Here is an 18972-nt window from a genome sequence, read left to right as displayed (position 1 = left end):
GCTCTCCCGCAGGCCGCGATGTCGGCGGTCCGCGGGAGAATGATCGTATGGGACGCGGCGACGGATCCGGGCGCATCGTGTCGCCGGCCGATGCCGACGACACCGGCGCCGGCATCCTGCACGTCGACATGGATGCGTTCTACGCCGCGGTGGCCGTGCTCGACGATCCGTCGTTGGCGGGAAAGCCGCTCATCATCGGATCGCCCGAGGGTCGAAGTGTGGTCTCCAGCGCGTCGTACGAGGCGCGTCGCTACGGCGTGCGATCCGCGATGCCGGTGTCGCAGGCCATGCGTCTGTGCCCGACGGCCGTGATCGTGCCCCCGCGCTTCGACCGCTACACAGCGCTCTCGGCGCAGGTCATGGACATCTTCCGCGAGTTCACCCCGCTGGTCGAACCCCTGTCGATCGACGAGGCCTTCCTGGATGTGCGCGGTTCGCGCCGTCTCTGGGGGAGCCCCGGGACGATCGCGCGACTGCTGCGCGCCCGGGTGCTCGAGCGCACCGGCCTCGTGTGCAGCGTGGGAGCGGCGGCGACGAAGCACGTGGCGAAGATGGCGTCGACGCTCAGCAAGCCCGACGGGCTGCTCATCATCGCAGCGGCCGATACCACGGCGTTTCTCGCGCCCCGACCGGTTCGCGCGATGTGGGGCGTGGGGCCGCGATCCGCAGAGGTCCTCGAAGCCCGCGGCATCCGCACGATCGGCGACGTCCTGCAGACGCCTCGGCCGGTGCTCGAGAAAGTGCTCGGTCCTGCCATGGGGGAGCGCGTCTGGCGTCTGGCGCGCGGGGAGGACGCGCGTGAGGTGTCCGTCGAGAGGGTCGACAAGAGCATCGGGCATGAGGAGACCTTCCACGAGGACGTCGACGACGACACGGTGCTCCGCGCCGAGGTGCGGCGTCTCGCCGACCGGGTGGGCGCGCGACTTCGGGCGTACGATGTCGAGGCGGCGACGGTGGCGATCAAGGTCCGTTTCGCGGACTTCCGCACCCTGTCCCGGTCGGTGACGCTGCCCGAGCCCACCGCCGTGGGGCAGCGGATCGGCGACGCCGCGCTGCGCCTGCTCGCGGGAATCGACCGGTCGCTCCCTGTGCGGCTCATCGGGGTGCGGGGCGAGAACCTGCGCTCGTCGGGCATGATGGCGACCCTCTGGGATGACGACGCCGAGTGGCGACGCGTCGAAGAAGCCCTCGATGACGCGTCGAGCCGCTTCGGTCGCGGAGCGGTCACCCGCGCGGCGCTGCTCGGTGCGCCGCGCGCAGGCGGATCGCTGCCCTCGCATCCCCGTCCACCCCGTTCCGACTGAGTCAAGGCGTAGGTGTCATGCGTTTCTGCCGTTAGCGTGGGGGCATGGCCAACTTCGTTCTCGATCTCGGTAAGCAGTCCGCATCCCTCGGCGTCACCTCCGTGTACGGCGAGCAGCAAGACGTCGACGGCGTGCGCTTCATCCCGGTCGCGCTGTCGTGGCACGGCTTCGGGGGCGGCTCCGACGACAGCGGCAACGAAGGCGGTGGGGGCGGTGGCTACACGGTTCCGCTGGGCGCCTACATCCGCAAGGGCGACGACCTGCGCTTCGAGCCGAACCTGGTGTCGCTGCTCGCGGTGGCGATTCCGTTCGTCTTCGTCGCAGGTCGCGCGCTGAGCCGCGTGATCCGCGCCCTCAAGAAGTAACGTGCCGCAGGGCGGCGCCTCGCTCGCCGACATCGCGGCATCCCTCGACGCGTGCGGGCCGACGCGTCTCGTGGTCATCGACGGTCGCTCCGGCGCGGGCAAGACGACGCTCGCACGCGAGCTCGCCGCTGCGCGGCCCGCATTCGTCGTCCTGTCGCTCGACCAGCTCTATCCCGGATGGGATGGACTGCGCCGGGGTGCGGATGCGGCGATCGCCGGCGTGCTGGAGCCGCTGGCACAGGGGCGGGTCGGCCGCTGGCAGGGCTGGGACTGGGAGTCCGACCGGCCGGCAGCCTGGCACGAGGTCGCGTCGGGAACGCCCCTGATCGTCGAAGGCGCGGGCGTCCTGACGCCGGTGGCGGCTGCGCTGGCGCCGGTGCGCGTCTGGGTGGAGGCGGACGACGCTGTGAGACGGGAGCGGGCGCTGCGACGTGACGGTGCGACGTACGAGCCGCATTGGGATCGCTGGGCTGCTCAGGAGCGAGATCATCTGAGCGAGAACGACCCGCGTTCCCTCGCGACGCACGTCGTCCGCGTCTGAATCAGGAGTCGTCGGTGGCGCCGATCAACAGCTCGAGCCGATAGCCGAGCCACTCGTACACGCCGAAGCGGGGATCGTCCGCCGGGTGATCGTCCTCGTCGTCTATGCCCAGCCGTGCGGCCAGGACGAGCCGGACGGCATTGAGTGTCCGCATCCATGCCGCCACCTGGCGCGGCTCGAGCGTGATGTCCATCTGTGCGAGCGCCTCGTCGAAGGCGTCGTCGTCGGACGGGTCCAGTTCCCCCGCGCTGGCGAGATCCGCGAGGACGGTGCCCGCCTCCGCACTCCGACGGCGCAGGAGGTCAGCGCGGGTCGCGGCGTGGAACTGATCCGCCGACGCCGCGTCCTCGGGATAGGCCGAGGGCGTCAGGCGCGCCACAGCCGGGTCGGATGCGGCATCCGCGTCCGCGAGCAGATCGACGAACTGTCCGACGAGACCCCGGAGGTGGACGGCCTCGACGCGCGTGAAGGAGAGTGTGACCGCGTCGCTCATGCGCCGGGCGCCCGTCGGACGGTGGCCCAGAGTCCGTAGTCGTGCATCGCCTGCGCGTGCAGTTCCATCTGCTCCCGCATCCCCTCCGCCACGACCGCGTGCCCGTCGTTGTGTACCGCCATCATGCGCCGGGTGGCCTCCTCCCGGGAGAAGCCGAAGTACTCGCGGAAGACGTGGACGACGTAGCTCATCAGGTTGACGGGGTCGTTCCACACGACGGTCTGCCAGTGCGGGTCGAGGGCGTCGACCGCGCCGAGATCGACCCGTTCGTCGATGTCGGGACTCGCGAGCGCGGCCATCATGCCCATCCCAGCTCGTGCAGGCGCGCGTCATCGATGCCGTAGAAGTGCGCGATCTCGTGGACGAGCGTCGTATGCACCTCGTCGCGGAGTTCCTGTTCGTCGGCGCAGGCGTTCAGGTGGGGCTCGCGGTACACCACGATCCGATCCGGAAGCTCGCCGACGCCATAGCGATCGCGCTCAGTGAGTGCCCACCCGTCATACAGACCGAACAGCTCGCCCTGATCGTCGTCCGAGCGGTCTTCGACCACGAACACGACATTGTCGAGACCGTCGACCATGTCGTCGGGGAGGCGATCGAGTTCGTCGACGACGAGGCGTTCGAAGCTCTCGTGATCCATCTCAAGCATCAGGCGACCCTGCCTCGCAACCGAGGAAAGAAGTGGGGTGGCTAACGGGGCTTGAACCCGCGACCCCCGCGACCACAACGCGGTGCTCTACCAACTGAGCTATAGCCACCATGTCTCCCGCTCGCGCGGGCAACCAAACGATTCTCTCACACCTCGGGGGCAAATGATGACACGACGTTCGCTGCGACGGACTTCGCGTCGTCGCTGGACGGACCGGGCTGCGACACGAACACGGCTTCGCGGTAATAGGCCAGCTCGCGGATGGATTCGCGGATGTCGGCGAGGGCCCGGTGGCCGCCGTTCTTGGCGGGTGCGTTGAAGTAGACCCGCGGATACCAGCGGCGCGAGAGCTCCTTGATGCTCGAGACGTCGACGTTGCGGTAGTGCAGCCACCGGTCGAGTCGGGGCATGTAGCGGGCGAGGAAGGCGCGGTCCGTGCCGATCGTGTTGCCCGCCAGCGGCGCCTTGCCCTCGATCGGCGCGAAGCGCTGCACGTACTCGAGCGCCTGGAACTCGGCCTCGGCGACGCTCACACCGGAGGGCATCTCCTCGAGAAGTCCGGACGAACGGTGCATCTCGGTGACGAAATCGTTCATGTTCGCCAGTGCGGAGGCATCCGGGCGTATGACGATCTGGAAACCCTCGTCAAGGACGTTCAGCTCGAAGTCCGTCACGACGATCGCGATCTCGACGAGCTCGTCGATCTGCGGATCGAGACCCGTCATCTCGCAGTCGATCCACACCAGCCGGTCGCCATCGGTCGTACTCACGTGCACATCCTCCTCGTGTGTTCCGACGCGGACGAGTCGGAGACGGTGGTCCCCCCGGCAGGAATCGAACCTGCGACCAAGAGATTAGAAGGCTCCTGCTCTATCCGCTGAGCTACGGGGGGCCGCACCGTCCAGCGTAGCGCGATGGGCCTGGTGCCCGACCGTCGGACGGCGTAGCGTCGGCCGCACACGGACGAGGAGGTTCGGCATGAGCACGACCGAAGCGCTATGGGTGGCCTACGGGAACACCGGTGTGGTGGGCAGCATCCGAAAGGACGCCGGGGAGTATGTCGTCACGATGAGCGGTGCGGACGACCATCTCGGAAGCTATCCGAGCATGGAGATCGCGAAGGGCGCGCTGCGCGCGCACCTCAAGCCCGGCTCGGCGTGGCCGGAGTTCCGTCAGCACTGATCGGCGAGCGCGTCACGCGGGGTCGTCGCGCCAGCAGCGGCAGGGCGCGGTGCACGAGCGGTCCGATGAGGAGCGCGAACGCGACGGTCCCGACGCCCACGGACCCTCCGAGCAGCCAGCCCGCGCCGACGACCGTCAGTTCGATGCTTCCCCGCGCGATCCAGATGGGCAGGCCGAAGCGGATGTGAAGCCCCGTCATCAGCCCGTCGCGTGGACCGGGCCCGAGTTCTGCGCTGATGTAGAGGCCTGTTGCGAAGGCCACCAGGACGATCCCGCCGAGGAGCACCAGGATCTGGGCGGGGATCCCATCGGCGTCGGGAACGACATCCAGCACCACCTGCATGCTCGTTCCCAGCAGGAGGATGTTGGCCAGAGTTCCGACGCCGGGTCGTTGGCGCAGCGGGATCCAGGCCAGCATCACGGCCACCCCCAGGAGATTCACGATCCAGCCGATGCCCCACCCGGTGTGCAGCGAAATGCCCTGGGCGAGGACGGTCCAGGGATCCACGCCGAGTCCTGCGCGAACGATGAGCGCCTCGCCGGCGCCGTAGATCGCCAAGCCGACGACGAGGCGGATCAGTCGTGTGGTCATGCCCCTCAGCACACCGCAGAATTGGATCGAGGCAAAGATGCCAATCTGAGTAGACTGGCTTGCATGGACTCCCGAGTGAGCGCGCGTGCGCTGACAGCCCGTCTGGGTGGATGGCGCACGAGCGAACCCGCGTATGAAGCCCTCGCGGACGGGATCCGCCTCCTCTGTCTCGACAACAGGCTCCCTGCCGGGACCGCGCTGCCGGCGGAGCGGGAACTCGCCGCCGTGCTCGGTGTCAGCCGTACGACGGTTGCCGCCGCGTACCGGAGTCTGCGCGACAGCGGCCACATCCGCAGCCTCCGCGGTTCGGGAAGCGTCACGCAGGGCGCTCCGCAGCGCGCGGCCACCAGAACGGTCTCCGACCCTCGCGCCATCGACCTTCAGCAGGCGAGCCCCGCGGCGTGGCCCGGTCTTGCCGGCGTGTTCGCCGAGGCTGCCGCGCAGGCGCCGGCGCTCCTGGCGCGCCCCGGCTACGACGTGGTCGGACGCGAGGAACTGCGCGCCGCGTTGGCCGACCGGTACACGCGACGTGGCATCCCGACCACGTCGGCCCAGATCCTCATCACGAGCGGGGCGCAGAGCGCCCTGCACCTGTTGGCGACCGTGCTCGTGCGCCGCGGTGATCGAGCGCTCATCGAGAGTCCGACGTATCCGCACGCCGCCGAGGCGCTGCGTTCTGCCGGTGCGAGACTGGTGAGCGTTCCGGTCACTCCGGATGAGGGGTGGGATCTGGATCGCGCCGAGCAGGTGTTCACTCGTGTACGCCCCACTCTCGCGTACCTGATGCCGGACTTCCAGAATCCGACGGGGCGCTCGATGACCGGGAGTGAACGCGAGCTGTTCGCGACGATGGCGGAGCGTGTGGGAACGACGCTCATCGTCGACGAGACGACGGCCGATCTCGACATCGACCGGGCAATCGACCCGCCGCCGTTCGGGGCGGAGCGCCAGGACGATCAGATCGTGCGTGTCGGTTCGTTCGGGAAGACGGTCTGGGGCGGTCTGCGCGTCGGATGGGTTCGGGCCGAGGAACAGCTCATCCGTCGGCTCATCGCTGCCCGCTTTCCGATCGAACTCGGCACCCCTGACTGGGAACAGCACGTCGCGACGCTTCTCCTGCCGCATCTTCCCCAGGTGATCGCGCAGCGGGCGCATCTTCTGCGGACGGGACGCGACGCGGTCGGCGCGGCGCTGGCGGAGCAGTTGCCCGAGTGGAACGTTCCCGCGGTCGACGGCGGAGTGGCGCTCTGGGTGGAGCTGGATCGACCGTTCAGCAGCGCGCTCGTGCTCGCCGCGCGCACGGAGGGCGTCCTCCTGTCTGCGGGGCCCCGGTTCGGGGTGGATGGGGGATTCGAGAAGAACCTGCGCATCCCCTTCACCGCATCCGCGTCCGATCTCGAGCGCGCCGTCGACGGGATCGCTCGTGCTTGGCGGCGGACCACCGGGGGAGCGACAGCGCTCAGAGAGGGTGCGCTGGACGCGGTCGTGTGAGGGCTCAGCCGCGTCGGAGCACGGCGACCGCGTCATCACGTCGCCAGAACTCTCCGACGTCGACAAAGCTCCGCGACGACCACCGATAACGACGGGCGCGGTAGCACGTCCCCTCGGGGCGCAACAACGCGTCGACGACGCCGATCACGACCCCCGCGCCATCGAGCACGCGCCACCGATCCATTCCGAGGGCGACCAGAGATGGTGCGGTCGCCGCTCCCGTCCGTGCGTTCATCGCTCATCCCTCCCGTCGCTCCGACGTTATCGACGACCACCGACACCGCACCTTCGTTCCTCCCCAGCGAGTGGCTGGCGGCGGTTCCGCCTCATCAAGGCACGCGAGGGCCTTCCCGCCCGGATCGAACGGGCACAGTGGTCTCCGCTGCGGCGCCCGTCGGGCACCCGGGCGCCGCAGCGTCGTCCCACGTGCCCGGTCGAGAGGAGACACATCATGAAGGAACGCATCACGATCGTCGGGAACGTTGCCGCGACCCCCGAGCTGCGGCGCATGCCCTCCGGCGACGCGGTCGTCAGCTTCCGCGTCGGCGTGACGGAACGTCGCCAGGACAGGCAGACCTCGCAGTGGGTCGACGGCAGAACGAGCTGGTATCGCGTGAGCGCCTACCGGGGACTGGCGGAGAACATCCACCGCTCGATCGGATCGGGCGAGAGGGTCTTCGTGAGCGGTCGCTTCTCGTTGCAGGAATGGGAGACCGACACGAAGAAGGGCGTCTCGGCGGAGATCGAGGCGGAGGCGGTGGGCCATGACCTGCGGTGGGGCACGACCGTCTACACGCGTACCGGCGCACGGTCGGAGGACTCGGCCGGCCACGACGCAAGCCACCCCGCGGGCCCGGTAGACGACGACGGATGGGCCGCGCCCGGCGCAGTGGGCGAAGAGGCGCGCGTCGGAGCGACGCCGTTCTGATGCCTAAACTGGCCACGTGACCCCGCCCCGCGCCGTCCGACTGTCCGCTCTCGTCCTCGTGGCCGCGGCCGGCTCCGTGGTGCTGGCGGCGTGCACGCCGTCACCCGAACCGAGTCCGACCGTCTCGGTGTCGACACCCATCGCCACGACGCCGGCTCCGAGCCCGGCGCCGACACTTGTCCCGGAGGGTTCGGCCGAGGACAACCTGCCGCTGTTCACGAGCGTGGTGGATGCGGTCTGGGCCGGCCCCGATCAGGTCGCGGGTCGCGCCTACATCGATGCGCTCACGGCGGCGGGCTTCGATAAGGCGGCGATGCAGGTCACCCCTGATCAGTCCACGGTGAACAACCCCGCCGAGAGCATCCAGTTCTCGGTGCGATGGGGCGATGAGTGCTTGATCGGCCAGGTGGGACCTGCCACGCGTGAGGCTGTCACCGTTGTGGAGCCGATCCTTTCCGACGGCACGTGTCTGATCGGTCGCACCCGCGCCATCGACTGGTAGTCCGGCGGCGGGGCGGGTGAGCGCCGTCTAGACTGGAGCGGATATGGCCGAATACATCTACTCCATGGTCCGTGCCCGCAAGGCGGTCGGCGAGAAGCTCATCCTCGACGACGTCACGATGGCGTTCCTCCCCGGTGCGAAGATCGGCATGGTGGGTCCGAACGGCGCCGGTAAGTCGACGATCCTCAAGATCATGGCCGGTCTCGACCAGCCCTCCAACGGTGAGGCGAAGCTGAGCCCGGGCTACAGCGTCGGCATTCTGATGCAGGAGCCCGAGCTCGACGAGACGAAGACCGTGCTGGAGAACATCCAGGACGGCGTCGCGATCAAGGCCAAGCTCGACCGGTTCAACGAGATCTCGGGCCTCATGGCCGATCCCGACGCGGACTTCGACGCGCTGCTGGCCGAGATGGGCGTGCTGCAGGAGGAGATCGACGCGGCCGACGGCTGGGACCTCGACTCGCAGCTCGAGCAGGCGATGGATGCACTTCGCACCCCGCCCGGTGACGCCGCGATCGGACCGCTCTCCGGCGGTGAGCGTCGCCGCGTCGCGCTGGCGAAGCTTCTCCTCCAGAAGCCCGACCTGCTCCTGCTCGACGAGCCCACCAACCACCTGGACGCGGAAAGCGTGCTCTGGCTCGAGCAGCACCTGCAGTCCTACAAGGGTGCCGTCATCGCGATCACCCACGATCGCTACTTCCTCGACAACGTCGCGGAGTGGATCGCCGAGGTCGATCGTGGTCGCCTGATCGGCTACGAGGGCAACTACTCGACGTATCTCGAGAAGAAGGCCGAGCGTCTCGACGTCCAGGGCAAGAAGGACGCGAAGCTCGCCAAGCGTCTCAAGGACGAACTCGAGTGGGTGCGTTCGAGTGCGAAGGGACGCCAGACCAAGTCGAAGGCGCGTCTCGCGCGCTACGAAGAGATGGCGGCGGAGGCGGAGCGCACGCGGAAGCTGGACTTCGAGGAGATCCAGATCCCCGCCGGGCCTCGCCTCGGAAACGTCGTCATCGAAGCGAAGAAGCTCCACAAGGGCTTCGGTGATCGCGTCCTCATCGATGGCCTCAGCTTCAGTCTTCCGCCGAACGGCATCGTCGGTGTCATCGGCCCGAACGGTGTCGGCAAGACGACACTCTTCAAGACGATCGTCGGGCTGGAGCCGCTCGACGGCGGCGACCTGAAGGTCGGCGAGACAGTGAAGATCAGCTACGTCGACCAGTCGCGCGCGAACATCGATCCCAACAAGACGCTGTGGGAGGTCGTCTCCGACGGACTCGACATCATCACGGTCGGCAAGACCGAGATCCCCTCGCGCGCCTATGTCTCCAAGTTCGGGTTCAAAGGCCCGGACCAGCAGAAGAAGGCCGGCGTCCTCTCCGGTGGTGAGCGCAACCGCCTGAACCTGGCGCTGACGCTCAAGGAGGGCGGCAACCTGCTGCTGCTCGACGAGCCGACCAACGACCTGGACGTCGAGACTCTGAGCTCGCTCGAGAACGCGTTGCTGGAGTTCCCCGGCTGTGCCGTCGTCATCACGCACGACCGGTGGTTCCTCGACCGCATCGCGACCCACATCCTCGCCTACGAGGGGACGGACGAGAACCCCGCTCAGTGGTACTGGTTCGAGGGCAACTTCGAGGCGTACGAGCAGAACAAGATCGAGCGCCTCGGTCCGGATGCGGCCAACCCGCACCGTTCGACGCACCGCAAGCTGACGCGCGACTGATGTCGGATGCGGATCGCCCCTCACGGGGCGATCCGCATTCTGCATTCGAGCAGTGGGAGAGACCATGACCGAGGGCGAGCTGCGACTTCACGTGCCCATCCACCTGCGATGGGGGGACCTCGACGCGTTCAATCACGTCAACAACACCTCGATGCTCAAGCTTCTCGAGGAGGCGCGTGTGCGCGCCTTCTGGGCGGCGGATGACGGTGAGCCGCAGTATCCGACCGCTGTCGTCCCGGCCGGCGCCACGGCCGGGGTGCTCACCCTCATCGCGCGCCAGGAGATCGAATACCTGCATCCGGTGCCGTACCAGCGTGCACCGCTCGACGTGCAGTTGTGGTTCGGGAGCCTCGGCGGATCCAGCATGGAGGTCTGCTACGAGGTGTTCAGCCCACTGACGGGGAAGGATCCTCAAACCCTCTACGCCCGCTCCTCCGCCGTCGTGGTCACGGTCGACGCCGCCACCGGGCGGCCGATGCGGCTGACCGAGCGGATGCGCGAGGCCTGGGAACCGTACCTGGGCGCGCCGATCGCCTACGCGCGACGCCGCTAGGACGCGTCGTCCGGCGCAGGAACACGCACCATGATCTCCTGCGCGACGCTGGCGACGAGTTCGCCGGCACGCGTGTAGATGCGGCCGGTCGCGAGTCCGCGCCCGCCACGTGCACTGGGGGAGTCCTGTGTGTACAGCAGCCAGTCGTCGACGGCGGCCGGACGGTGCCACCACATCGCGTGATCGAGGCTCGCCACATTGAGGCGCGGCGTGCGCCACGTGAGGCCGTGCGCGCGCAGGATCGACTCCTGAATGGTCATGTCTGAGAGATACGCCAGCATCGCTCGGTGCAGCAGGGGATCTGCCGGCAAGGGGCGGCGCAACCGCATCCACACGCTCTGATGCGGCTCCGGGGTCACCGCTTCGCTTTCGAACAGCGTCCCCGGGACGTGGCGGACCTCGACCGGCAGTTCGCTGATGCTGCGCATCGACAGAGGATGCAGCTGGTCCGACTCCTGCGGCACGAGCGCCTCGGGGTGGGGCACGTCCGGCATTGGCTCGGCATGGTCGAGGCCGGCATCGTCGGTCTGGAACGAGGCGATCATCGAGAAGATCGGCACGCCCTCCTGGTACGCCTGCGTGCGGCGCGCCGAGAAGGACCGGCCATCACGCAGGCGGTCCACCGAGAACGTCAGCCCCCGGGACGAGTCGCCGGGGCGCAGGAAGTATCCGTGCATGGAGTGGATCGGACGGTCGTCTGCCACCGTGCGGGAGGCGGCGACCACCGACTGCCCGAGCACCTGCCCGCCGTAGATGCGTCCGAGGGGCATCGCATGCGAGTCGCCCGTGAAGATGTCCTCGGTCGTGCGCGCCTCGCTCGACGCGATCGAGAGGACCTCGATGAGGGAGCCGACGGGGTCGCTGGCGTTGGCCGTGCGCCCGCCGGTGGGTTCATCGCTGGTCGTCATTGGTTCTCCTCGGCTCGCCGCATGCACGCGTTGCTAGTTTAGGTGGGGTGTCCGCTCGTCTTCTGTTCCCCGATCCCGAGGCCGCGGCAGATGCTCTGACGTTCGCCGGACGGGCCGGAGCGCTCGATCGTGAAGCGGCCGTCCACTTCCGCGGAGCCGGCGGCGTGCTGACGATGACCACCGCGGTGCTGGCCTCGCGGGGCCTGCTCGACGCGACGCCCACGGTACTGGCGATGCGCGTCCTCCCTGTCGATCCGGAGCTCGAGTGCGATCTCAGCGTGCCCTCGTCGCAACTGATCGCCGCATCGGACACCGCGATCGAGCTGGGGGAGACGGCCGTCCGGCCCGCGTGGGCGGGCGTGTCCCCGCCGCGGTCCGGATGGGAGTCGTCGGGCCGGATCGCATCGGAGCTCCTGGCCGCACGGGCGCAGTGGGGTATGGCGGCTGTCGCCCATGCGCTGCCGAGCGACCCCGGCGAGGAGATCGTGCGCGCGGCCAGGCTCCGGGTGTGGGGAGAGCCGGACGAGGCCCTGGGCTCCCAGCTGCGCGCCGTCGCTTTCGGCGCGGTCGCGATGGGCTTCGTGCTCGGCGAGGAGAACGGTCGCGTGTTCTCCGCCCCCGGTTGGACGCGCGTCTCGCTCTCGCGGGGGCACATCCTCGTGCGCGTGCCGATGCGATCCGGGATGACCGCGGTGCGGGTGACGGGTATGTGAAGATTCAGATGGCGCGCGCGGCCGCCCGTCCTGCGGCACGCCCGGAGAAGAGGCAGCCGCCGAGGAACGTTCCCTCCAGCGCTCGGTAGCCGTGCACGCCGCCGCCCCCGAAACCGGCGGCCTCGCCGGCGGCGTAGAGTCCCGGGATCGCCTCACCTTGCGCATCGAGCGCCCTCGAGTCGAGGTCGGTCAGGATGCCACCGAGAGACTTGCGCGTCAGCACGTGCAGCTTGACCGCGATCAGACCCCCGCCCGCGCGGTCGAGGATGCGGTGCGGCCGGGCTGTGCGCACCAGTCGATCGCCGCGGAACGCCCGCGCGGAGCGCAGCATCGCCACCTGGGCGTCCTTCGTGAACGGGTTGTCCATCTCACGGTCGCGCGCCTCGATCTCCCGCCGGGCCGTGTCGGTATCGAGAGCATCGCCGCCGGGGAGGTCGCGCATACCGGCGAGCAGATCCTCGAGCCGGTCCGCGCGCACGAAGTCTGCGCCGTGCTCGAGGAAGGCGCGCACCGGAGCCGATGCGCCCTTTCCGAGCCGCGAGCGCACGAGCAGAGAGACGTCCTTATCGGTCAGATCCGGGTTCTGCTCGCTGCCGGAGAGGGTGAACTCCTTCTCGGCGATGCGTTCGGAGAGGACGAACCAGGAATGGTCGTGTCCGGTGGCGCGGAGATGGGCCAGGGTTCCGAGGGTGTCGAAGCCGGGGAACAAGGGGACGGGCAGTCGCTTGCCGGTCGCATCCAGCCAGACGGAGGAGGGGCCCGGAAGGATGCGGATCCCGTGCTGCGGCCAGATCGGGTCCCAGTTCTGAAGGCCCTCGACGTAGTGCCACATCCGGTCGCCGCCGATGAGCCTGGCTCCTGCCTGCTCCGCGACCGAGAGCATCGCGCCGTCGACATAGGCAGGGACGCCGGCGACCATGGTCGCCGGCGGGGTCCCCAGACGCTCCGGCCAGCGCTCGCGGACCAGCGCATGGTTGCCGCCGAGGCCACCGCTGGTGACGATGGTCGCGCCCGCCTGGATGGAGAAGACGCCGATCACGTCGTGCGGAGTCGCCCTTCCGCGGTCGGTGTCTGCGGGGATGAGAACGTCGCCACGGGCCCCCGTGACGGCACCAGCGGTCGTCTCGAGCCCGGTGACGCGATGACGTGCGAGGATGCGCACGCGTCCCGCGGCCTCCGCCTCCTCGATCTCCGCCGCGAACGGAGCGACCAGGCCGGGGCCGGTGCCCCAGGTGATGTGGAAGCGCGGAACGGAGTTGCCAGGACCGGTCGCGGTGTAGCCGCCGCGTTCCGCCCAGCCCACGACGGGGAAGAACGACACGCCGCGCTGGCGCAGCCACGAGCGCTTCTCCCCGTGCGCGAAATCGAGGTACGCGCGCGCCCATCGCGCGGGCCACTCGTCCTCCTCCCGGTCGAAGCCGGCGGTCGCGAACCAGTCCTGCTCGGCGAGCTCAGGTGAGTCCCTGATGCCCATCCGGCGTTGCTCGGGGGAGTCGATCAGGAACAGCCCCCCGAACGACCACCACGCCTGGCCGCCGAGGTCGACGCGCGGCTGCTGGTCGACGATCGTCACCGACCTGCCGGCGCGCAGCGCCTCGCAGGCGGCCACGAGTCCCGCCAGACCCCATCCCACGACGAGAACATCGGTGCGGTCACGGTCACTCCTTCGTGGTCGCCGCAGGATCGACCGGGAGCGAGGCGCGCGTCCCCGCCGCAGGTCCGATGCCTGACGGCTCGAACGTGTTCACCATGGCATAGGCCGCACGCTGCAGGTAGTCCCACAGGGTCGCCTCGAGGATCGGGGGCAGCTCGCAGGCATCGACCGCGCGTCGCATGTGCGAGAGCCACCGGTCACGGGCATCCGGATCGACGTGGAACGCGGCGTGACGCATACGCAGTCGCGGATGACCCCGCTGCTCGCTGTAGGTGGTGGGTCCGCCCCAGTACTGCTCGAGGAAGGTCTGCATGCGCACCTTGGCGGGGCCGAGATCGGCCTCCGGGTACATGGGTCGCAGAACCTCGTCGCCGGCGATGCCCTCGTAGAACGCATCCACGAGCTTCGTGAAGAACGCGTGGCCACCGACCTGATCGTAGAAACTGATCGGCTGCTCACTCATGCGGACTCCTCGGGTGGGGTGCGGGGCTTTCGTGGCTTTCGCGGCGCCGCCGAATGCGTGTCATCGCTCGTTGACGCTCCGTCTCCGGCGCGGGCGACCGCCTCGCTCTCGGCGGCGGCTTCCGTGGCGGCGCGGGCGCCCCTCCCCGTGCGCTTCGGGCGCCACACCGGGCGTTCGTCTGCAGCGACGGGGATGGGCTTGGTGCGGGGAGGGTTCGCTCCGCGCACGCGACCCGCCGCCTCCAGTCCGCTCAGCATGATCGAGTTCAGCAGCGGCAGCTGGATGCCCATGGCGTCCATCGCACGCTTCAGGCGTACCCGGAGCTCTCGCGCGACGTCGTCCTTGGCGTTGGAGCGAGTCTTCATGACGAGCCGGATCACGAGAGCATCCCCGGAGATCGACTCCAACCCCCAGATCTCGGGCTGCTCGATGATCCTGGTACGCCACTTGGGATCCTTCGCGAGCTGCTTCGCCGCGTCGAGCATCGCCTTCTCCACCGCGTCCAGGTCGGCGTCGACGGGGACGGAGAGGTCGATGATGACCCGTGACCACCCCTGCGACATGTTGCCGATGCGGGTGATCTCGCCGTTGCGCACGTACCAGAGCGTCCCGTTGACGTCGCGTACGTGCGTGACGCGCACGCTGACGTACTCGACGACACCGGTGGCGAGACCGAGGTCGACGACGTCGCCGATCCCCACTTGGTCCTCGGCGACGATGAAGATGCCGTTGAGCACGTCCTTCACGATGTTCTGCGCACCGAAGCCGAGTCCCGCGCCGATCGCCGCGGTGAGCAGCGCGAAGGAGCCGAGGATGCCGGAGTCGATCGTGTTGACGATCAGGATGATGCCGATGATCACGATCGTCACGTTGACGATGTTCTGCAGGATCGAACCCAGGGTGCGGGTGCGTTGGACCAGACGGACCGCGGCGAGCGGAGAGCGATCGAGCGCCTGGGTGTCGGTGACCTGAGCTTTGCTCTTCGCGCCCGAGACGATGCGCTCCACCACGCGGTGGATCACTCCGCGGAGAATCCAGGAGAGGACGATGGCGCCGACGATGATGGCGAGCACCCCGAGCGCCTTGAACCCGGCGGTGGTGAAGAAGGACCCGATGTTCGGCCAGAACGCCGGATCGTTGGGGTCGAAGACGATGGTGTGCGTCACGTTCTCGATGCTACTGATCGCCGCTCTTACCGAGCTGGATGCCGCCGCCGTCGACGAGCCCTGCACGGTGGGCGATCACGACCGCCTGTACGCGGTCTCGCGCGCCGAGTTTGGCGAGGATGCGGCCGACGTGCGTCTTCACGGTGGATTCGCCCAGGAACAGGGCCGCGGCGATCTCGGCGTTCGTGGCGCCTTGCGCCATCGCGAGGAACACCTCGCGCTCCCTCTCGGTGAGGGTATCGGTCGGGTCGGGGGCCGCGGAGCGCACCGGCGGTGTGCCGAGGAGCTCGATCATGCGGCGCGTCACGCGCGGTGAGAGGGTGGCGTCGCCCCGGTGCACCGCGTGGATCGCCGAGATGAGTTCGTGGCGTTGCGCGTCCTTCAGCAGGAACCCGCTCGCGCCCGCGCGTAGTGCGGCGAACGCGTACTCGTCGAGATCGAAGGTGGTCAAGACGAGGACGCGGGCGTCGGGGTGGGCGGCGACGATGCGTTCCGTCGCGGCGATGCCGTCGACGCCCGGCATCCGCACGTCCATGAGGACGACATGGGGCTCGAAAGCTGCCACGGCCGCGACGGCGGATTCCCCGTCTGCCGCTTCGCCGACGACCCGCAGGTCGTCTTCGGCGTCCAGCACCATGCGGAAGCCGAGCCGGATGAGCTCCTGGTCGTCGACGAGCAGGATGCGGATCGGGTCATTCATCGGGTGTTCTCCTCCGTCGGCAGCCAGACGTCGAGGGTCCAGGTGCCGTCGCCGCGTCGGGTGCGCAGAGTGCCCCCGGCGTGGGCGACGCGCTCGGTCAGTCCGCGGAGACCGAAGCCGGCGGTCTCCTCGTCACGCTCTCCGGCGACGCCGTCGTTCATGATCCTGATGCGCACCGCATCCGGATCCTCGCGGATCTCGACGACGGCCTCCGTCGCGCGAGGTGCGTGCCGCATCGCGTTCGTCATCCCCTCCTGCACGACGCGGCCGATCGCCAACTCCGTGGTCGGCGCATGCGTGCTCGTGCGTCCGGAGGTACGCAGCACGACCGGGTAGCCCGCGCCCTGCGCGGTGGCGACGACCTCCCGCGGCGAGGGGGCGGTGAGGGGCGCCAGGGGTGCGGTGCCCGCATCATCCGTGCGCAGCACGCCCAGCATCGCCCGCATCTCGGTCAGGGCGCCACGGGCGGTGTCGGCCGCGGTGCGGGCGGCGGAGCGGGCGCGTTCGGTGTCGGTCGTCGCGGCGGCACCCTCCGACAGCGCCACGATCACCGTCAGCGAGTGCGACACGATGTCGTGCATCTCGCGTGCGATACGGGTGCGCTCGGCCGCCGTGGCGAGCTGCGCCTGCTGATCGCGCTCGATCGTCAGCTGACGGGAGCGTTCGATGAGTGCTTCGACGTAGCGCTTGCGGCCGCCGACGTTCGCGCCGATGAGCGCCCCGATCAGAAGCATGACCATCGTGGCGCCCGCCGCGCCCATCGCGCTCGACCAGCTCTCGCCGAACGTCACGCGTACGAGGCCGGAGATCACGATCGCGCCGCTCAGGATTCCGGCGCCGGCCCACGCGGCGCGGCTGGAACGGTACACCGAGAGCGAGTACACGGCGATCGCGAGGGCGACGCCGCTCGGCAGCATGGGGTACGGCGCGAAGAGGTAGGGGAGGGCGGCGACCAGGAAGACCGTGAGCGGGAAGCGTCGGCGCCAGAGGAGCGCGATCGCGGTGCTCGCCGGAACGGTGATCGACACGATCATGCCGAAGGGAGCCCAGGCGGGATCCATCGGAGCCGCAGCGACCAGGCCCGGCCCGGAGAGGACGAAGGCGAAGAAGGCGACGAGCGCGTCGGCGAAACGCGGGTGCCGCGACCAGTACCGACGGATGGCCCCCGGAGGTCGCGGCAGCAGCAGGCCGTCGTCGGGGGGAGTGCTCTCCGCCCCGGCGACGGCCCGACCGCGCTTGCTCATCCGCTCGACTCTACGCGTCGCGGCTCTTCAGGACGGCGCTCGCGCCCACGAGCCCGACGACGACCCAGGCGGCGAGCGTGAGGCTCGCGGCCCAGGGCTCGAGCTGGTTGCTTCCGCCCGAAGTGCCCATCAGAAGCTGCCCCGCGTTCGAGGGCAGGAACCGGGCAGCATCCTGCACCCAGCCCCATCCGGGCAGCGCGGCGAAGAAAGCGGGGACGATGGGCAGGACGAACACGAGTCCCACACCGAGGGCGATCGCTCCCGGACCGTTGCGGAGGATGTAGCCCGTCGCGACGCCGATGATCGCGATGACGGCCATGGTGAGGGCACCGGCCAGCAGCGGCAGCACGGAGACCTCCGGATTCGAGAAGTCGAGTCCGAGGTCCTTGCGCGCCATGATCGGTGCGGTCGCCGCGGCGGCGATCGCGAAGATGATGACGCTGGACACGAACACGAAACCGGCGACGACCACCGTCTTGGCGAGAAGCGACCCGAGTCGTCCGGGCGCAGCCGTCAGGGTGGAGCGCATCATCCCGGTCGAGTACTCACCGGTGACCTGGATGGCGCCCAGGATCACGGCGAGCAGCATCGTGAAAGTCGTCGGCGCGAGGATCACCATCGTGGCCAACGAACCGTCGTCGCCCTGCGGGCCGCCGTCGAAGCTCGTGATCGCCCACGCCATCAGCAGTGAGAAACCGATCGAAAGGACGGCGACGATCGCGATCGACCACCAGGGGGAGCGCAGTGTCAGAAGCTTGAGCGTCTCGCTGCGCACGAGTCGGGGGAAGGAAAGGCGGTACGAAGCCTCCGTCGCGGTGACGCGACGCGCGGGGGTGGTGGTGGTGGTGGCGCTCATGCGATTTCCTTGCTCTTGTACTCGACGGATTCGCCGGTGAGGGCGAGGTAGGCGTCTTCGAGCGAGCCGCTCTGCGGGCTCAGCTCGTGAAGGGGGATGCCGGCAGCCGCCGCGGCGTCACCGACGGCTTCGGGCAGCGCGCCGACGACGTCGGCGGTTCCAGGCTCGGTCTGGGTGATCTCGACGCCTGCTCCCGAGATGAGGGGGATCAGCTCCGCGAGCCGAGGACTGCGCAGGCGGATGCGGGTGCTCGTCCACTCCGAGACCAGTTGCGAGACGGGCGCGTCCGCAAGGACACGACCCTTGCCCAACACGATGATGTGGTCGGCGGTGATCGCCATCTCGCTCATGAGGTGGCTGGACAGGAGGACGGTGCGCCCCTCGCTCGCGTAGTGACGCACGAACTGTCGCACCCAGCGCACGCCCTCGGGGTCGAGGCCGTTGACCGGCTCGTCGAGGATCAGCGTCTGCGGGTCGCCCAGCAGCGCTGCGGCGATGCCGAGGCGCTGGCCCATACCGAGCGAGAAACCGCCCGCGCGTTTCTTGGCGACCGACTCGAGGCCCGTCAGCGCGATGACCTCGTCGACCCGGGAGGTGGGGATGCCGTGCGTGGCCGCGAGCGCGCGCAGATGGTTGCGTGCCGAGCGGCCGGTGTGCACGGCCTTGGCGTCGAGAAGTACGCCGACGCGGGTGAGGGGGGAACGCATCTTGCGGTAGTCCTCGCCGTCGACGGTCACGTTGCCGTGGGTCGGTCGGTCGAGTCCCACGATCATGCGCATCGTGGTGGACTTGCCGGCGCCGTTGGGTCCGAGGAAGCCGGTGACCTTGCCGGGCTGGACGGTGAAGCTGACATCGGAGACGGCGTGCTTGTCCCCGAACTGCTTGGTGAGGTTCTCTGCGACGATCATGGCTCCACGCTACGAGCCGGCACCTCGCCGCCGCGTC

The 18972-nt window shown here is 69.1% G+C and carries 24 protein-coding genes and 2 tRNA genes; 10 read left to right on the top strand and 16 right to left on the bottom strand.

Annotated elements, in window-relative coordinates:
• Window positions 1–47: 47 nt before the first annotated feature.
• Genes dinB through EHF32_RS05115 form a run of 3 tightly spaced genes read left to right on the top strand, consistent with a single transcriptional unit; the run spans window position 48 to window position 2210 of the window.
• Window positions 48–1304: a DNA polymerase IV gene (gene dinB / locus EHF32_RS05125; protein ID WP_137417117.1), complete on the top strand. Its 1257-nt coding sequence runs from the start codon at window positions 48–50 to the stop codon at window positions 1302–1304.
• Between the two features lie 44 nt (window positions 1305–1348).
• Window positions 1349–1669 (top strand): hypothetical protein, encoded by a 321-nt coding sequence (locus tag EHF32_RS05120; RefSeq protein WP_137417116.1) that lies wholly within the window; start codon window positions 1349–1351, stop codon window positions 1667–1669.
• A 1-nt stretch (window position 1670) separates the two neighbouring features.
• Entirely contained in the window at window positions 1671–2210 is a 540-nt protein-coding gene (locus tag EHF32_RS05115; protein ID WP_192900695.1) for a hypothetical protein, read from the top strand.
• Between the two features lies 1 nt (window position 2211).
• Here EHF32_RS05115 and EHF32_RS05110 read toward each other — a convergent pair whose 3' ends face one another.
• The 6 genes from EHF32_RS05110 to EHF32_RS05085 all read right to left on the bottom strand — a co-directional run bounded on the left by EHF32_RS05110 (window position 2212) and on the right by EHF32_RS05085 (window position 4244).
• The gene (locus EHF32_RS05110) at window positions 2212–2703 is read right to left on the bottom strand and encodes a DUF2017 family protein (RefSeq protein ID WP_137417115.1); all 492 of its coding nucleotides are present in this window, start codon (window positions 2701–2703) and stop codon (window positions 2212–2214) included.
• Window positions 2700–3011: an ATP-dependent Clp protease adapter ClpS gene (gene clpS, locus EHF32_RS05105; RefSeq protein WP_137417114.1), complete on the bottom strand. Its 312-nt coding sequence runs from the start codon at window positions 3009–3011 to the stop codon at window positions 2700–2702. Before clpS ends, EHF32_RS05110 begins: the two co-directional genes overlap by 4 nt.
• Window positions 3002–3352, bottom strand: a complete 351-nt coding sequence (locus EHF32_RS05100; RefSeq protein ID WP_137417113.1) for a metallopeptidase family protein — start codon at window positions 3350–3352, stop codon at window positions 3002–3004. The genes clpS and EHF32_RS05100 overlap by 10 nt, the downstream gene beginning before the upstream one ends.
• A gap of 33 nt (window positions 3353–3385) precedes the next feature.
• Window positions 3386–3461: transfer RNA gene (locus EHF32_RS05095), tRNA-His, on the bottom strand.
• A gap of 37 nt (window positions 3462–3498) precedes the next feature.
• Complete coding sequence (orn, locus tag EHF32_RS05090; RefSeq protein ID WP_238343833.1) at window positions 3499–4077, bottom strand: oligoribonuclease; 579 nt, start codon at window positions 4075–4077, stop codon at window positions 3499–3501.
• A 91-nt stretch (window positions 4078–4168) separates the two neighbouring features.
• A tRNA-Arg gene (locus tag EHF32_RS05085) sits at window positions 4169–4244 on the bottom strand.
• An 86-nt stretch (window positions 4245–4330) separates the two neighbouring features.
• Between EHF32_RS05085 and EHF32_RS05080 the strand changes: the two genes are divergently transcribed.
• Complete coding sequence (locus EHF32_RS05080) at window positions 4331–4534, top strand: methyltransferase (protein ID WP_137417111.1); 204 nt, start codon at window positions 4331–4333, stop codon at window positions 4532–4534.
• Here EHF32_RS05080 and yczE read toward each other — a convergent pair.
• Window positions 4494–5126, bottom strand: a complete 633-nt coding sequence (yczE, locus tag EHF32_RS05075; protein ID WP_137417110.1) for a membrane protein YczE — start codon at window positions 5124–5126, stop codon at window positions 4494–4496. The two genes, EHF32_RS05080 and yczE, sit on opposite strands and share 41 nt — an antisense overlap.
• A gap of 63 nt (window positions 5127–5189) precedes the next feature.
• On the opposite strand from yczE, the gene yczR reads away from it, so the two are divergent.
• Window positions 5190–6617 (top strand): MocR-like transcription factor YczR, encoded by a 1428-nt coding sequence (gene yczR / locus EHF32_RS05070; protein ID WP_137417109.1) that lies wholly within the window; start codon window positions 5190–5192, stop codon window positions 6615–6617.
• A 4-nt stretch (window positions 6618–6621) separates the two neighbouring features.
• Here yczR and EHF32_RS05065 read toward each other — a convergent pair whose 3' ends face one another.
• Entirely contained in the window at window positions 6622–6852 is a 231-nt protein-coding gene (locus EHF32_RS05065) for a hypothetical protein (RefSeq protein ID WP_137417108.1), read from the bottom strand.
• Window positions 6853–7068: 216 nt separating this feature from the next.
• Here EHF32_RS05065 and ssb point away from each other — a divergent pair, with 216 nt between their 5' ends.
• From ssb to EHF32_RS05045, 4 genes are all read left to right on the top strand, one after another.
• Window positions 7069–7545, top strand: a complete 477-nt coding sequence (gene ssb, locus EHF32_RS05060) for a single-stranded DNA-binding protein (RefSeq protein WP_137417107.1) — start codon at window positions 7069–7071, stop codon at window positions 7543–7545.
• A 16-nt stretch (window positions 7546–7561) separates the two neighbouring features.
• Window positions 7562–8047 (top strand): DUF6993 domain-containing protein, encoded by a 486-nt coding sequence (locus tag EHF32_RS15890; protein WP_234075335.1) that lies wholly within the window; start codon window positions 7562–7564, stop codon window positions 8045–8047.
• Window positions 8048–8090: 43 nt separating this feature from the next.
• On the top strand, window positions 8091–9770 hold the full coding sequence (gene ettA / locus EHF32_RS05050; protein WP_137417106.1) for an energy-dependent translational throttle protein EttA: 1680 nt from the start codon (window positions 8091–8093) through the stop codon (window positions 9768–9770).
• Window positions 9771–9834: 64 nt separating this feature from the next.
• Window positions 9835–10323 carry an acyl-CoA thioesterase gene (locus tag EHF32_RS05045; RefSeq protein WP_137417105.1) on the top strand — a complete coding sequence of 163 codons (489 nt, stop codon included), beginning with the start codon at window positions 9835–9837 and terminating at the stop codon, window positions 10321–10323.
• On the opposite strand, the gene EHF32_RS05040 is transcribed toward EHF32_RS05045, so the two are convergent.
• Window positions 10320–11231, bottom strand: coding sequence for an acyl-CoA thioesterase (locus EHF32_RS05040; RefSeq protein ID WP_137417104.1), 912 nt, complete (start codon window positions 11229–11231; stop codon window positions 10320–10322). The two genes, EHF32_RS05045 and EHF32_RS05040, sit on opposite strands and share 4 nt — an antisense overlap.
• Window positions 11232–11278: 47 nt before the next feature.
• On the opposite strand from EHF32_RS05040, the gene EHF32_RS05035 reads away from it, so the two are divergent.
• Window positions 11279–11944: a hypothetical protein gene (locus EHF32_RS05035; protein WP_137417103.1), complete on the top strand. Its 666-nt coding sequence runs from the start codon at window positions 11279–11281 to the stop codon at window positions 11942–11944.
• Window positions 11945–11948: 4 nt separating this feature from the next.
• Here the strand turns inward: EHF32_RS05035 and EHF32_RS05030 are convergent, their stop codons facing one another.
• From EHF32_RS05030 to EHF32_RS05000, 7 genes are read right to left on the bottom strand one after another with little or no spacing between them, the layout of a single operon-like run.
• A complete protein-coding gene (locus tag EHF32_RS05030; RefSeq protein WP_238343795.1) occupies window positions 11949–13577 on the bottom strand; it encodes an FAD-binding dehydrogenase in 1629 nt (542 codons plus the stop codon).
• A gap of 25 nt (window positions 13578–13602) precedes the next feature.
• Window positions 13603–14061, bottom strand: a complete 459-nt coding sequence (locus EHF32_RS05025) for a globin (protein WP_137417101.1) — start codon at window positions 14059–14061, stop codon at window positions 13603–13605.
• A complete protein-coding gene (locus EHF32_RS05020; RefSeq protein ID WP_443189857.1) occupies window positions 14058–15227 on the bottom strand; it encodes a mechanosensitive ion channel family protein in 1170 nt (389 codons plus the stop codon). The genes EHF32_RS05025 and EHF32_RS05020 overlap by 4 nt, the downstream gene beginning before the upstream one ends.
• A 10-nt stretch (window positions 15228–15237) precedes the next feature.
• Window positions 15238–15927: a response regulator gene (locus EHF32_RS05015; protein WP_137417100.1), complete on the bottom strand. Its 690-nt coding sequence runs from the start codon at window positions 15925–15927 to the stop codon at window positions 15238–15240.
• Window positions 15924–17171 carry a sensor histidine kinase gene (locus tag EHF32_RS05010; protein WP_137417099.1) on the bottom strand — a complete coding sequence of 416 codons (1248 nt, stop codon included), beginning with the start codon at window positions 17169–17171 and terminating at the stop codon, window positions 15924–15926. The genes EHF32_RS05015 and EHF32_RS05010 overlap by 4 nt, the downstream gene beginning before the upstream one ends.
• Before the next feature lie 10 nt (window positions 17172–17181).
• Window positions 17182–18027: an ABC transporter permease gene (locus EHF32_RS05005; RefSeq protein ID WP_137417098.1), complete on the bottom strand. Its 846-nt coding sequence runs from the start codon at window positions 18025–18027 to the stop codon at window positions 17182–17184.
• Complete coding sequence (locus EHF32_RS05000; RefSeq protein ID WP_137417097.1) at window positions 18024–18935, bottom strand: ABC transporter ATP-binding protein; 912 nt, start codon at window positions 18933–18935, stop codon at window positions 18024–18026. The genes EHF32_RS05005 and EHF32_RS05000 overlap by 4 nt, the downstream gene beginning before the upstream one ends.
• Window positions 18936–18972 lie beyond the last annotated feature (37 nt).

This window comes from Microbacterium sp. RG1, assembly GCF_005347485.1.
GTDB classification, from domain to species: domain Bacteria; phylum Actinomycetota; class Actinomycetes; order Actinomycetales; family Microbacteriaceae; genus Microbacterium; species Microbacterium binotii_A.
Note: the sequence above shows the minus strand (reverse complement) of the source record. Positions and strands in the feature narration are given on the sequence as shown.

What these genes read in the sequence shown, in the direction of transcription:
- EHF32_RS05110 (WP_137417115.1), bottom strand. Translation starts at nt 2,703, where the DNA reads ATGAGCGACGCGGTCACACTCTCCTTCACGCGCGTCGAGGCCGTCCAC.
- ssb (WP_137417107.1), top strand. Translation starts at nt 7,069, where the DNA reads ATGAAGGAACGCATCACGATCGTCGGGAACGTTGCCGCGACCCCCGAG.
- EHF32_RS05040 (WP_137417104.1), bottom strand. Translation starts at nt 11,231, where the DNA reads ATGACGACCAGCGATGAACCCACCGGCGGGCGCACGGCCAACGCCAGC.
- orn (WP_238343833.1), bottom strand. Translation starts at nt 4,077, where the DNA reads ATGACGGGTCTCGATCCGCAGATCGACGAGCTCGTCGAGATCGCGATC.
- EHF32_RS05010 (WP_137417099.1), bottom strand. Translation starts at nt 17,171, where the DNA reads ATGAGCAAGCGCGGTCGGGCCGTCGCCGGGGCGGAGAGCACTCCCCCC.
- dinB (WP_137417117.1), top strand. Translation starts at nt 48, where the DNA reads ATGGGACGCGGCGACGGATCCGGGCGCATCGTGTCGCCGGCCGATGCC.
- EHF32_RS05080 (WP_137417111.1), top strand. Translation starts at nt 4,331, where the DNA reads ATGAGCACGACCGAAGCGCTATGGGTGGCCTACGGGAACACCGGTGTG.
- clpS (WP_137417114.1), bottom strand. Translation starts at nt 3,011, where the DNA reads ATGGGCATGATGGCCGCGCTCGCGAGTCCCGACATCGACGAACGGGTC.
- ettA (WP_137417106.1), top strand. Translation starts at nt 8,091, where the DNA reads ATGGCCGAATACATCTACTCCATGGTCCGTGCCCGCAAGGCGGTCGGC.
- EHF32_RS05015 (WP_137417100.1), bottom strand. Translation starts at nt 15,927, where the DNA reads ATGAATGACCCGATCCGCATCCTGCTCGTCGACGACCAGGAGCTCATC.
- EHF32_RS05065 (WP_137417108.1), bottom strand. Translation starts at nt 6,852, where the DNA reads ATGAACGCACGGACGGGAGCGGCGACCGCACCATCTCTGGTCGCCCTC.
- EHF32_RS05045 (WP_137417105.1), top strand. Translation starts at nt 9,835, where the DNA reads ATGACCGAGGGCGAGCTGCGACTTCACGTGCCCATCCACCTGCGATGG.
- EHF32_RS05120 (WP_137417116.1), top strand. Translation starts at nt 1,349, where the DNA reads ATGGCCAACTTCGTTCTCGATCTCGGTAAGCAGTCCGCATCCCTCGGC.
- yczE (WP_137417110.1), bottom strand. Translation starts at nt 5,126, where the DNA reads ATGACCACACGACTGATCCGCCTCGTCGTCGGCTTGGCGATCTACGGC.
- yczR (WP_137417109.1), top strand. Translation starts at nt 5,190, where the DNA reads ATGGACTCCCGAGTGAGCGCGCGTGCGCTGACAGCCCGTCTGGGTGGA.
- EHF32_RS05025 (WP_137417101.1), bottom strand. Translation starts at nt 14,061, where the DNA reads ATGAGTGAGCAGCCGATCAGTTTCTACGATCAGGTCGGTGGCCACGCG.
- EHF32_RS05100 (WP_137417113.1), bottom strand. Translation starts at nt 3,352, where the DNA reads ATGCTTGAGATGGATCACGAGAGCTTCGAACGCCTCGTCGTCGACGAA.
- EHF32_RS05005 (WP_137417098.1), bottom strand. Translation starts at nt 18,027, where the DNA reads ATGAGCGCCACCACCACCACCACCCCCGCGCGTCGCGTCACCGCGACG.
- EHF32_RS05000 (WP_137417097.1), bottom strand. Translation starts at nt 18,935, where the DNA reads ATGATCGTCGCAGAGAACCTCACCAAGCAGTTCGGGGACAAGCACGCC.